Annotated in this window: 17 protein-coding genes; 10 read left to right on the forward strand and 7 right to left on the reverse strand. The window is 29.0% G+C overall.

The window, feature by feature from the left end; translation table 11 throughout:
* The first annotated feature begins 70 nt into the window (after positions 1-70).
* From D3P13_RS22055 to D3P13_RS05205, 10 genes are all read left to right on the forward strand, one after another.
* Positions 71-241 (forward strand): hypothetical protein, encoded by a 171-nt coding sequence (locus tag D3P13_RS22055; protein WP_198679960.1) that lies wholly within the window; start codon positions 71-73, stop codon positions 239-241.
* Between the two features lie 106 nt (positions 242-347).
* A complete protein-coding gene (locus D3P13_RS05165) occupies positions 348-554 on the forward strand; it encodes a hypothetical protein (protein ID WP_117880200.1) in 207 nt (68 codons plus the stop codon).
* Between the two features lie 10 nt (positions 555-564).
* The gene (locus D3P13_RS05170) at positions 565-939 is read left to right on the forward strand and encodes a PH domain-containing protein (RefSeq protein WP_117880201.1); all 375 of its coding nucleotides are present in this window, start codon (positions 565-567) and stop codon (positions 937-939) included.
* A complete protein-coding gene (locus D3P13_RS05175; protein ID WP_117880202.1) occupies positions 936-1,295 on the forward strand; it encodes a hypothetical protein in 360 nt (119 codons plus the stop codon). Before D3P13_RS05170 ends, D3P13_RS05175 begins: the two co-directional genes overlap by 4 nt.
* Positions 1,296-1,300: 5 nt before the next feature.
* Positions 1,301-1,849, forward strand: a complete 549-nt coding sequence (locus D3P13_RS05180; protein ID WP_117880274.1) for a hypothetical protein — start codon at positions 1,301-1,303, stop codon at positions 1,847-1,849.
* Positions 1,850-1,873: 24 nt separating this feature from the next.
* Positions 1,874-2,212, forward strand: a complete 339-nt coding sequence (locus tag D3P13_RS05185) for a hypothetical protein (protein ID WP_117880203.1) — start codon at positions 1,874-1,876, stop codon at positions 2,210-2,212.
* 81 nt (positions 2,213-2,293) lie between these two features.
* The gene (locus D3P13_RS05190; RefSeq protein WP_117880204.1) at positions 2,294-3,310 is read left to right on the forward strand and encodes a hypothetical protein; all 1,017 of its coding nucleotides are present in this window, start codon (positions 2,294-2,296) and stop codon (positions 3,308-3,310) included.
* Positions 3,310-4,242: a CBASS system CD-NTase-associated NAD(+) hydrolase Cap12 gene (cap12, locus tag D3P13_RS05195; protein ID WP_117880205.1), complete on the forward strand. Its 933-nt coding sequence runs from the start codon at positions 3,310-3,312 to the stop codon at positions 4,240-4,242. Before D3P13_RS05190 ends, cap12 begins: the two co-directional genes overlap by 1 nt.
* A 154-nt stretch (positions 4,243-4,396) precedes the next feature.
* The gene (locus tag D3P13_RS05200) at positions 4,397-4,624 is read left to right on the forward strand and encodes a hypothetical protein (protein WP_117880206.1); all 228 of its coding nucleotides are present in this window, start codon (positions 4,397-4,399) and stop codon (positions 4,622-4,624) included.
* Entirely contained in the window at positions 4,621-4,977 is a 357-nt protein-coding gene (locus D3P13_RS05205) for a hypothetical protein (RefSeq protein WP_117880207.1), read from the forward strand. The genes D3P13_RS05200 and D3P13_RS05205 overlap by 4 nt, the downstream gene beginning before the upstream one ends.
* Before the next feature lie 282 nt (positions 4,978-5,259).
* Here D3P13_RS05205 and dcd read toward each other — a convergent pair whose 3' ends face one another.
* The 7 genes from dcd to D3P13_RS05240 all read right to left on the reverse strand — a co-directional run bounded on the left by dcd (position 5,260) and on the right by D3P13_RS05240 (position 11,290).
* Positions 5,260-5,904, reverse strand: coding sequence for a dCTP deaminase (gene dcd / locus D3P13_RS05210; RefSeq protein ID WP_117880208.1), 645 nt, complete (start codon positions 5,902-5,904; stop codon positions 5,260-5,262).
* On the reverse strand, positions 5,886-6,956 hold the full coding sequence (locus D3P13_RS05215; protein WP_117880209.1) for a M48 family metalloprotease: 1,071 nt from the start codon (positions 6,954-6,956) through the stop codon (positions 5,886-5,888). Before D3P13_RS05215 ends, dcd begins: the two co-directional genes overlap by 19 nt.
* A gap of 12 nt (positions 6,957-6,968) precedes the next feature.
* Complete coding sequence (locus D3P13_RS05220) at positions 6,969-7,259, reverse strand: hypothetical protein (RefSeq protein ID WP_117880210.1); 291 nt, start codon at positions 7,257-7,259, stop codon at positions 6,969-6,971.
* An 835-nt stretch (positions 7,260-8,094) separates the two neighbouring features.
* On the reverse strand, positions 8,095-8,472 hold the full coding sequence (locus D3P13_RS05225; RefSeq protein ID WP_117880211.1) for a hypothetical protein: 378 nt from the start codon (positions 8,470-8,472) through the stop codon (positions 8,095-8,097).
* A gap of 2 nt (positions 8,473-8,474) precedes the next feature.
* Positions 8,475-8,849 carry a hypothetical protein gene (locus D3P13_RS05230; RefSeq protein WP_117880212.1) on the reverse strand — a complete coding sequence of 125 codons (375 nt, stop codon included), beginning with the start codon at positions 8,847-8,849 and terminating at the stop codon, positions 8,475-8,477.
* Entirely contained in the window at positions 8,846-9,109 is a 264-nt protein-coding gene (locus tag D3P13_RS05235; protein ID WP_117880213.1) for a hypothetical protein, read from the reverse strand. The genes D3P13_RS05230 and D3P13_RS05235 overlap by 4 nt, the downstream gene beginning before the upstream one ends.
* A gap of 144 nt (positions 9,110-9,253) precedes the next feature.
* A complete protein-coding gene (locus D3P13_RS05240; protein WP_117880214.1) occupies positions 9,254-11,290 on the reverse strand; it encodes a hypothetical protein in 2,037 nt (678 codons plus the stop codon).
* Between the last annotated feature and the right edge of the window lie 103 nt (positions 11,291-11,393).

Raw genomic sequence — 11,393 nt, forward strand, 5'->3', positions numbered from 1 at the left:
TTACGGATTGCCGTAATGTATTGACTTATAATGACTTTAAATTTGAAGTGTTAAACTTTAAAAAATAATTATGTCAAAAAAACCAATAGGTACAACAGTAAAAACAGGGCATAAATGTCCGGAATCTGGTATTTGGAAAGTAGTTGGAACTCCTTCAACCACTGCTCCAATTGCAGAGGGTAATACAATGCCTCCATATGGAGGTAAGGCAGTTACTTGGAAGCTTATACAGTACGCTTAATACTTTGTGTATTGTTAATTTGAAATTTTAAACCTTACGGGATTCCGTAAGGTTTTGTTTTTTAAGGGGCTTAATTTTGAATTGTTAAACTTAAAAATATAAAATTATGTCAAAATACTATGTGAATAAAAATGCTCAAGAAAATGGAGACCATGAAGTCCATACTACAGGATGTTCTTGGTTACCCGAAGTACACAATAGAATATATTTAGGTGATTATAATAGCTGTAATGCTGCTGTTAAAAAAGCAAAAGAACACTATTCACAAGTAAATGGTTGTTACTATTGTTCAAAAGATTGTCATACTTCATAAATAAGTAGATATGAAAATTGATTTATTAGTAAAGGTTAGTGTAATAAATGAGATAGATGAGAAAGACAAATTAATTGGTGTTTCAAATTTATTAGTTGATGATGAATTGGTAGAGTTGGCCTTTAAGCATACAAGAGATAAAGTTTGGTTTACTGATAAAAGGCTAATTGCAATGGACGTCCAAGGTTTTACAGGGAGTAAAAAAGAATTTCGATCATTTCCATATTCAAAAATATCATCTTTTTCAGTGGAAACTGCTGGAACTTTTGACGGCGATAGTGATTTTAAAATTTGGATTAGCGGGATCGGTGTATTTGAAATTAAGTTTCATCGTCGATTGGATATTAAGAAAATTGGGAAGTATCTAAGTAATAAAATATTATGAAAAAATTAATTATAGTATTAGGCTGTATACTTTTTGCATCAAATGTATTTTCACAATCGTTTGTAAGTCCAATAAATTTTGTCGAGAATGAAATAAATAAGCACAAGGTGATTTCCTTTATAAATAAACAAGTAAAGGATGATTATTCTGCTATTGGAATGGATGACCCATCAACATTAAGAATGATGGAAAAAGAGAACTTAAAAGCATTTAAAAAGCTCACCGAAGCTACCAATTCTTCTTTATTGAAAACAGTAATAAAAACTTATTGTGAAATAGGGATGTGCAATTACTCAACTATTTTAATGATGTATAACGAACAGAACAAAGCAAGTAAGAAAACTCTAAAATGGTAAATATTATGAAAAAATTAATTATGATATTGTTGTGCTCACTTTTTATAAATGGGGCATTTAGTCAAGAAATAAAAGAACAAAAAGAAGAAAACTCTAAAATGCTCGATTTTGTGTCAAAAACAGGAGTATTAATCAAATTCGAAGATTATAATCTTCCCAATATTAAGGCAATGTTATATAGTGTTGTACAGTCTAGAATAAGAAAAATAACTAGTGGAAATGAAGAACAATTTTTTCTTCAGATTTCAAAGAAAGGTAAATATGACACAAAAACGGCCTCAATTGCGTATGATGATTTATTAGAAGTTCAAAAAGCATTGATAAAATTAAAAAGCCAGTCAGAATTGGATTTAAATGCTACGTCAGATTATCTCGAAAATAAATTTGTCTCGGACGATGGTTTTCGAATAGGTTATTATATTAATAAAAATAAGCTGACTTGGACTATGAGATTAGAAAAATATGGAAGCGATAATACTGTTTTCATAAAAGATTTTGAAACTCTTTTAGAAACGTTTCAATCAGGAAAAGAAAAAATAGAAGAACTTAAATAAGATTAAATAATAAGTTTTTTTAGTATGAAAAATAAACATCTAAAAAACACAAGTATTATTATAGTCATTCTTCTAATATTTTTTTTGGGAAGGGAATCTAAACAGGTGAAATCTGTTTATGAAAGTCAACCAACATATTTGAAAGATTCGTTTGAAGATGATTCAAAGCATGAAGTAGATGGAATTTTTAACACGATACAAGAGGAAAGTAATTCAGATATAGTATATCGTTGTGGGCAAAGTAAGATATATCATCCTACTACATCGCATGCCTCTTTTAAACGATGTAAATCTAAAGTGTATGAATTGACGGTTGAAAGAGCAAAGGAATTAGGAATGCGGCATTGTAAGTGTCGCCACTAAAGAAAAGTATTAATTACAATTGAGGGGTATAATTACTATTAACTAAACCCAATATGTTAGCAACGAGATAAATCAAACCGAATGGCAATAGACTACGAAAAGCGATTACAGAATCTAAGTATAAGAAGATTTGATAACGAATTGAATGAATCATTTTTGACAAAATCTTTCAGTTCAACCAGTATTCCAAAGAATATAAAATACCTTATGGAATCAATGGTTAGAATTGATAAAAAATATAACGATAAGACTATTGAAGCTGCGAATAGAGTTCAAAAACATTTAGAAAATGGTTATGACTTACATTTTTCAAGAGCGTATAGAACTCAAGGCTCAGTAACTACATCAACAAATATAAAAGTTCATAGTGATTTTGATTTACTCACAATTATAGATAGATATCAATTCACTGGTATAGGAGTTCCGAACGATAACCCCTACACTGATTCAAAGCCAAATTCAGATATTAAAAGTTTAAGAAGTCAATCTGAAAAAATAATGGAGGCTATTTATGATGAAGTTGATAAAACAGGAAAAAAGAACATTTCTATTTTTAATAAATCACTAAATAGAAAAGTTGACATTGTTTTTTGTTTTTGGTACAACACAAAAAAATACTTGGAAACATCTAGTGAATATTATAAAGGAATATACTTATTCGATTTCACAAAAGATGAGAAAATTATGGACTACCCTTTTGCACATATTAGTCAAGTTAACACAAAAGGAGATAACACAAATGATGGTTCTAGAAAAGGAATTCGGCTTTTAAAAACATTAAAAGCTGATGCAGATATAGATATTAGCAGTTTTCATTTAACAACAATAGTTCATTCAATTGGTGATAACGATTTATATTATCACATAGGTAAAGAAATAAACATAGCTAAAGCAATAAGTAACCAACTTCAAAAATTAATTCACAACAGTGAATACCGCAGAAGTGTCGAGAGCCCTAATGGAACCGAAAAACCTTTAAAAGAAGACACAGTTGACTCAATGAAAAGGATAAAGGCGGATTTAGACGAATTGATTGCAGATGTTCACAATGAACTTTATTTAGGCTATTTTGAAAAAGGAGAATTAATATATTCATAATGAGAAAAAAAAGAATTTTTATTGGCTCTTCATCCGAAGAACTTGGTCTTGCAAATGCTGCTAAAGTAATACTTGAAAGAGATTTTGAGGTAACAATTTGGAATGATAATGTTTGGGATACTTCTGTATTCAAGATAAATAATAATTTTTTAAATGATTTACTAAGAGCATCACTGCAATTCGACTTTGGCTTGTTAATTGGGACAACTGATGATGAAGTAAAGTATCGAGGAGATTCAGTAATGCAACCTAGAGATAATGTTTTGTTTGAGTTAGGTCTTTTTATAGGTCGCTTAGGTTTATCTAAATGTGCTTTCGTAATAGATAAGGAATTAAAAGTTTTATCAGATATCACAGGTATTTCACTTGCTCGATTTGAAAAATTAGATACGCCCAGCTTTGTTTCGGCTATTAGTCAGGTAAGTGAACTTTTTAAAAATCAAATTGACTCAGATATTAATTTTTTTCCATCCTCAACATTGGCTTCTGGCTACTTTGAAAATTTACTGTTACCAACATGTAAATTTTTGATAGAAAATGACGGATTTGAAGTAGAAGATGTAAAATATAAAGATTGTAAAATTCAAGTTATAATACCCAATAAACTAAACCCTGACGTGAATCTTCAATTTGAACAGCTAAAAAGAGGATTTAACTCAAAAAATGTATCATTTCAATATGCCGGTCGCCCTAGATTTATAAGTATGGAAACAGAAATTAAAGATGACAAATTAGTTTTCATTGATTTTCCAACAACATTGTCTGGAATAAACTATGCAATCTCTAACCTTTTACCAAATGATTTTAATTCAATGAGTGCTGATTACGAAGCTATAATTGGTAGAGAAATAGAACGATTTATATACACAATTAAACAACTAGCTTTAAGGAATAGCTTTGACACTCTAATCGAAATAAAACGAGAACAATAAATCCAGATGTTAAATATATATATAAGATAGACGAAACAATAGTTAAATCAAGTGTTTTGGCTCGTGTAAACTTTGTACTTAAGGAAAGTTTAACACTTAGAAATCGCCACTTTACATATAGTAAACGTTAACTCTCATTAGTAAAAAGAATAATATGGAAACAAAAAATTGTCCTTACTGCTCAGAAGAAATTTTAAAACAAGCAAAAAAATGTAAATTTTGTGGAGAATATATTGATGAGGAACTCAGGAAAGAACGGAAACAGGAAACAGTTAATGAAAAACCAAAGGAAATAGTAGTTACGCAAAAAAGTAGTGGATTAATGACCTTCTTAATAATTTTAGTGATTATCATCTTAATTGGAATAATTACAGGATTATGAAATTATTTGTAATCTCTTCAGTTATTTTCCTAATAAATCAAATATTTCAATATTTTAACATTGGTATAGTCTTTTCGACATCATATCTTGATGACTTGTTATTTTTCCCAATAACTCTTTCAATTATCAAATTATATGAAAATAGAAGAAGTGCTAATTATAAAATCCCTGTAAAACATACAATAATTGGACTTTTAATTATTTCAGTATTATTTGAAATAATTATTCCAAAAATTGATTTAAGATTTACAGGAGACTATATTGACGTTATTTTCTACTCATTAGGAGCGATTGTTTATCATTTGACAAATCTGAATAAAAAAAGAGAGTTAACCTACTCAAGAAATCTTTAAAAGTTGTCGGAATTCATTGCACGCTTTGCAATGGGTCCTCCTAACCAGTGCCACAATTACAACTACCTATCTTTACAAGCCAGGTGTCTTAAAGCAATAAATCCTAATCAATTTAAAAAGCCATTTTTTTTCATTAATAGCAATTGATACTAAAAATATAAAAGTTAAGTATTAAGAAAATGCTATTGATTCTTTATTGGCAGGGAAAGATGTAGAAGTAACCAAAATGAGGTCTATTGGGTGTTAGATAAAGAGTTAATCGTAGTAAATATATATAAAAAACTATTTATTGTATTCTATCATTTTCTTCAAGGTTGTAATCTCTTCATCTTCATTAGCTTTAGAACTTACTGGACGAACTTGACAAGTATATTTTCTATGAGAATTGAAATAGTTAGAATTGTCATTAATTTTAATAAACTTAGCTTGAAGAAAACGAGCTCCTGAAATTATTTGAATTGCGGTATTTCCTGAATTGACAACTTCAACAGAAGCACAACCTATATAACCCGGCTGTAAAAAAGATGAAATAATAAGCCCTAATCTACTGTATGAACTTCTCAAGGTTAAATTAGCATAAACATTATTGGGTAGTTTTAAATACTCTAGAGTTGAAAATAATATTGTTTGTGTAGGATGTAACAAGAAAGTTTCTCCAATCCTTCTTCTTGATTCTGTAAAATTGCTTTTTATTGATCTACTAGTGATATCATTATTAGTGGTGTCTATAAAGGCTTTTCTTCCTTGTTGCATAGCAAGAAAATCTGTGCCAATCCTTAAATCAACACTAATTTCTCCAATCTGATTCTCTTCTAACATTGGAGTAATAATCAACTCTTTTTTTCGAATCAATTCGAGTATTTTGGGTTTTGCTAATATTCCTGGAGAATTATCTCCAATAATTTTTTTTAAGAGAGTTTTGCCCATTTTTGTGTAACTGTAAAATTAGAAATCGATTTTTCAATTAAGTTATTAATGATATTATACTTCTGTCGAGGCCTAAAATCTTTTAAAAAATTAGTACCAGAGTCATCCCAAAAATCCCAACCTAGTTTGAAGATATAATGCAATTCTTCATTACAAGAAACTTCTTGAGGAATTAATAATAATAAATCAGATTTAACTAATTCAATTTTAGTATGTCTTATAGATATAAATGATCTTATAGATATGGCTAATACTCTATTAAACTCATTTAATTCATCACAATTTACACCATTTATGAACTTATCGACAACTTCTATTCTTCTTTTAGTTGCCGGATGAGTTGAAGAGTCTCCTTGCTCTGAGGCAATATAATTTAGATAGGAACTAGAAGCATTGTTAATATACTGGGCAGCAAAAAGATCTGCAAAATATTCCATTGTATGGCGATAATATTTCATTTCACTTTCAAGATAAGTAGTCTTATACCCAAATTTAGCGTAAGTAAGATTTGAACTTATATTAAGTTCATTATCAATAAAATGACCTAATTCATGATAAAGTACAACAATGGATAAATAATCTCTTGAAAGGACTTTGGGTAAACAAATCCTTATTAACCTATGTTTAATAATAATACTGTAATGTGATTGAATATAATCATTGAGTTTATTAAAGTAATCCTCATTGTAACTTGATTCAAAATAGAAATCTGTAATTTTATTTGACAAGGATGTTACAATTATGAAATTATCGCTTGTTATCCAATCTGCCAAAGCAAATTCTAGACAAGAAACTATTTCATAAGGGATAACGTTGAGAGTACTATTGTCCAAATACTCTAGCCCAGTAAAAATATAGTTTAAAACTTGTATGTGAGTAACCAGATCGTTTTTACCAAAAGACTTGTAATTACTATTCTTTATTTCAATGAATAAACAATGTAATTCATTGAAATGTTCTTCTTTATTATTATCGGAATATGAATTACTCCTACTTTTAGAAAACGCAGTTTCTAATTGAAGAAGTAATAGTTCAATTGATTTAAATGTCATAAAGCATAATGACTATTTTAACAAATTCAATATTTCGCGATAAGTATCATGATTTATCCCAATTTTAGTCAAGTCATTAAGTCGATCTCTGTAGGAAGTCAATAACATTACTACAAAGAAATGATGATTGTTGTTAATTGAGAATATTTCTTTTTCTCCTTTTGCAACTTGTCTGGCTTCAATTATTGCAGAATCAATTTCTATCTTTTCTTTAGAATTAACATCACTAATGATGTTTTCCAAAATATTAATATAAAAAGGAGCTTGGGCATGCATAGTACTTGAGGAACGTGCTAGATACATAATGAGGATTTAGGATTATGTTTGATAAACTATGGTATTAGTATTAATGCCAAAACGACATTTAAGCGACTATTGTTGTTTGGCAATATATAAAAAAATTAAATTAAATACTTATTTCTTTTAATAAATTGTAATAACTTCAGATTTTTAATCGTGGAGACGGAGGGAGTGGCTATCGCCCGTCCCTAGTGTTTCCAGTCCTGTAAATGTAAAAGCTGTCCTTTCAGGCCAGACACTTATAAATAACAAAGCTCAATCAAGTGAACTTGTTGAGCTTTTTATATTCATAATTGTAAGCTTTTACGCTTAATCGTGGAGACGGAGGGACTATCCATAAATTTATAATTATCTGATAATCATATATATATGAACTATATAAATTTGGTACTCACCGAATAGCTCACTTTTTATTTGAATAATAATATTTGATATTATATCTATTCAAATAGAGATAAATATCTGTTTTACAATTAACTTAGTAAGTTATACTTTAGTTTTGTTGTTTTTATTTGTTTAACTTGTATAATTTTGAAAAGCAATTATTTTTTCTTTCATCAGTAAATAATTCAGAATAACTTATCGAGCAGTAATTAGGTCGTGGGAGGCTTATTTCAAAATATATAACACCCTGTATATCAAATTTTTAAAACACTATTAATCGTATATGCACACCTAATTGTACAATAAAGTTAAAAAGAACTATTTAAAAACAAATTTTATTCGTCTTTACAAATATAAAGATACAATTTATATTAAATAGCCATTAATTTAATTAGGATTAATGAAATTTTACTTGTTTTTTACCACAGTTCTTTGTTGTGCCGTCGTACTTTATCTAATCATTATTTGTCACTATACTTTTACCAGTCTTTTTATTACCATAAATATCAATGTTCTCTGACTTTGAATATTTTTTCCATTCCCTTAATAGCTTATTAAATTCATCGTTTTCGCACACCTTAAATCTTTTAAGTGCATAATACATTCCTGTTATTGAAACATCAGAAAATCTTGAGCGATGTCTTTTCTGGCAATTCGGACACCAGATCATTGGTGGCTGAATATTTAAATCCGTACGAATTTGTTTTAATTTTTCGTTCAAATCATTTACTATAATAAAATGTTGTTCTATTGACAGTTTTGAATTCCAACTAATTTTAAGAATGTCCTTTAGTTCAGGAAACCAAGTTGTATGTGCTTGTCCTGCTGGCATGGTTATTCAATTTCGGTTTTACTTTTTATATCTTTCATTTCTTTGTGTGTCACTCCATATGGAAGTCCGCCGCTTGTATATCCAATAATCATTGCAAAAAACTCATCACTTTCATAACCGCATAAAGTGTTTAATTCATCCTCTTGTTTTTTCTTTGCTGAAAGTCTTTGCTGTTTATTTGATTCCACCGACTTTTGAAATTGATGTTCATACTCTTCCGAAATTTCAATTCCAAGCACTCTTAACTCCTTAATAGCACATAATTTGTCAACGGAATATTTTTTTGAATATCCCTTAACAACATTGTTTCCTGAATAAGTTTTTATCCAATTCTTTGCTGAACGAAGCCTGCATTCTTTTTTAAGAGTCTTTTTCATTTAATCTTATCAAAAGGTTCCTTGGGCAAAGCTATTAAATTATTAATATATCGTTCATTGTCATATGGTTTCCCAAATTTCATAACATCAAATAATTCAACAGCTAAACATTGCCCAATCATTTGTCTGGTTTGAAAATCATCAAATCCTTGTTTTCGCAATCTATCAAATGTTATTTTAGTTTCAGGAGGGTCACTGTTTGTGAGTTGATTCTTTATTATTTCAAAAATCTGTTCTCTCAATTTATCATTTGTTTCCATAGATGCAGGAGGTTTCTTCTATTATAGCTAACGTTGTTGTGTATCTTAAGTTAGCATTTGTTTTACTTAAATTCAATTGTTTTAAATTTCAGTTATAAATACAACCAATGTTTTTATTAACATATAAAAAGTATATAACTCTTTTTAGTAAATAGTAAAATATCCTGTTTTTAGCAATAAGTCTCCTGTCCATACTTCAACAGTATATCTGCCTATAGTCCAATTTTCACCGGTTTCAGCATATCCCCAACCACCCGTTATCATAATTGTTGGATAGGCTTTGGGTATTATATTTTCTATATTTGGAGAATTAATTAGGGTGCCGTCTTGGTAGTAATAATACATTTTTAAATCTGCTGAAAAATCTGCTAAATTATGATTAGGGTTTATGAATTCAATAGAAGCGTAAACGATTCTACTACTTTTTGAAAATTTATTCGTATACGCTTTGTTTTGGGAATGGTCAAAATCAGATCTAGCTTCAAAAAATTGAAGCTTGATAATTTCTCTTTGTAACTTTACATTACTCCCTCTTTTTCCAATTATCTTTTCACCACTTTTTATCCATTTTTTTAAAAGCTCATTTGTTTTTGAATTTTTTAAGCCAAAATCACTGTCGTTTAGCAGTTTATGTAAAGGTTTTTTATTCCTTTTTTTAGTTGAAACATCTTCAAATTCATAGCTGTAAATTTTTTCTTCTAAACTTCCAAGTAAAAACCTCAAATGTTTATCATCCCTTATATATATTCTATCGTTCTGCATATCCGAACGCGTAATATTTTTATAGTTCCTGGCATATACAAGTCTATTCGTTAAACTCTCTTTTAATTCTGTACTAGAATTTAAAAAATATTTTACTAACTTTTCATCTTGTTCACTATTTCCATAGTTATTGGATAAATAAAATGCCAATTCATGGTAAGTGTCTAAAAGATTATTTGTTTTGTTTAGTTCTAAAATCCTTCGTGTTCTTTCTCTTCTTTCTTCATCAATAAATTCCCTCCAATACACAAACCAACTGTAATTAGTCATACTTGTTGGGTTTGATTTCGAATTAAAAAAACCCTTATCATCTACTAAATCTCCTCCAAGATCTTTTAATTCTTCTAAATAAACGTTAGAACAATAATTTACTAGATTCATGTTTTTGTAATTGTTGGGGTTTTTTAAAATTTCCTCTGTATCATATTGCAATATCTGTTTTAGCCTAATTATTTGATTTGAAAAAACTTCTTTTTTTAATTTTCTGTATCTAGAATCTCCCTCTTTATCAATAAGCCAGTTTAAATGATCAATTATATAATTTTCGTATTTTCTAAGTTCTTTCTCTTTTATTAAAAAAGCTTGATAATTATTATTGATATATAAGTCCGAACACTCTTTGTCTAGAATTATAACCTTATTAAGGTATTGGCTTATATATTTATTTTTTTCAGCTACATTTCTAATCCTCGCCTGTTGAATATCATTGACTATGCTTGCACCTACATTTACTAATTGCGTAGCTGCTATTTCCAAATTTTGGTTATAAACTTGTTGCCTTGCTAATGCATTTTGATAATGCAAATCTGCAGTACTCGCATTACTTTGTGTATTAGAACTAGATTGAGAAGTTTCATTACTATTGGAATCTGATGTTGGCGTGGAGCTGTTAGTGTTTGTAGTAGAGCTACTAGTATTACCAAAGCCTACACTAAGTTCCTCTTTGGACTCATTCTTTTCAATATCTGCTATTCTCAATTCAGCAGCTGAAATATCGCTCTCTACTTCGTTAATTTTTGAATTTAATAGCTCCACACGATTTGGTTGCGCACCTCGAGATGTTACCTTTGCTAATTCATTCAGCTGATTGTTTAAGCTACTTACTTTAGCGTTATTCTTAATATTTTTTTTATAATTTTTAGCTTCACTTATAAAAACTCCCAGTCTTTCTTTAGAAAAGGTACCACCAACTTTACTATATCCTTGGTTTTTCATCTCCCTATAGATTTTCATAAAATGCTTCATTAACTCATCAAACTCCTTGTCTAGTTCTCTATATTTCTGATCATTTTCTTTGTATTCACTATTTGCTCCGACTGGATCTTCGACAGTAACTCTATTATTATTCCCATTCTGGGCATAAATTGATGCACCAAAAAATAAAAATAATAAGGCAAAAAAAGTAATTTTTAATCTCATGTTTTGTTTTTTTTTAATGAAGGCTAACGTCAGTCTGTCTAATAACCTGCCGTATTTTTTGTTTAATCTTACCAAATTACAGGTTTTGTTTTAAACAACGAGT

This window comes from Aureibaculum luteum, assembly GCF_003449015.1.
GTDB lineage: Bacteria > Bacteroidota > Bacteroidia > Flavobacteriales > Flavobacteriaceae > Aureibaculum > Aureibaculum luteum.

Bases quoted from the DNA above. Each gene is read 5' to 3' on its own strand.
- D3P13_RS05240 (WP_117880214.1), bottom strand. From the start codon at position 11,290: ATGAGATTAAAAATTACTTTTTTTGCCTTATTATTTTTATTTTTTGGT.
- D3P13_RS05215 (WP_117880209.1), bottom strand. From the start codon at position 6,956: ATGACATTTAAATCAATTGAACTATTACTTCTTCAATTAGAAACTGCG.
- D3P13_RS05225 (WP_117880211.1), bottom strand. From the start codon at position 8,472: ATGCCAGCAGGACAAGCACATACAACTTGGTTTCCTGAACTAAAGGAC.
- D3P13_RS05200 (WP_117880206.1), top strand. From the start codon at position 4,397: ATGGAAACAAAAAATTGTCCTTACTGCTCAGAAGAAATTTTAAAACAA.
- D3P13_RS05235 (WP_117880213.1), bottom strand. From the start codon at position 9,109: ATGGAAACAAATGATAAATTGAGAGAACAGATTTTTGAAATAATAAAG.
- D3P13_RS05205 (WP_117880207.1), top strand. From the start codon at position 4,621: ATGAAATTATTTGTAATCTCTTCAGTTATTTTCCTAATAAATCAAATA.
- D3P13_RS22055 (WP_198679960.1), top strand. From the start codon at position 71: ATGTCAAAAAAACCAATAGGTACAACAGTAAAAACAGGGCATAAATGT.
- D3P13_RS05185 (WP_117880203.1), top strand. From the start codon at position 1,874: ATGAAAAATAAACATCTAAAAAACACAAGTATTATTATAGTCATTCTT.
- D3P13_RS05180 (WP_117880274.1), top strand. From the start codon at position 1,301: ATGAAAAAATTAATTATGATATTGTTGTGCTCACTTTTTATAAATGGG.
- D3P13_RS05175 (WP_117880202.1), top strand. From the start codon at position 936: ATGAAAAAATTAATTATAGTATTAGGCTGTATACTTTTTGCATCAAAT.
- D3P13_RS05170 (WP_117880201.1), top strand. From the start codon at position 565: ATGAAAATTGATTTATTAGTAAAGGTTAGTGTAATAAATGAGATAGAT.
- cap12 (WP_117880205.1), top strand. From the start codon at position 3,310: ATGAGAAAAAAAAGAATTTTTATTGGCTCTTCATCCGAAGAACTTGGT.
- D3P13_RS05230 (WP_117880212.1), bottom strand. From the start codon at position 8,849: ATGAAAAAGACTCTTAAAAAAGAATGCAGGCTTCGTTCAGCAAAGAAT.
- D3P13_RS05165 (WP_117880200.1), top strand. From the start codon at position 348: ATGTCAAAATACTATGTGAATAAAAATGCTCAAGAAAATGGAGACCAT.
- dcd (WP_117880208.1), bottom strand. From the start codon at position 5,904: ATGGGCAAAACTCTCTTAAAAAAAATTATTGGAGATAATTCTCCAGGA.
- D3P13_RS05220 (WP_117880210.1), bottom strand. From the start codon at position 7,259: ATGTATCTAGCACGTTCCTCAAGTACTATGCATGCCCAAGCTCCTTTT.
- D3P13_RS05190 (WP_117880204.1), top strand. From the start codon at position 2,294: ATGGCAATAGACTACGAAAAGCGATTACAGAATCTAAGTATAAGAAGA.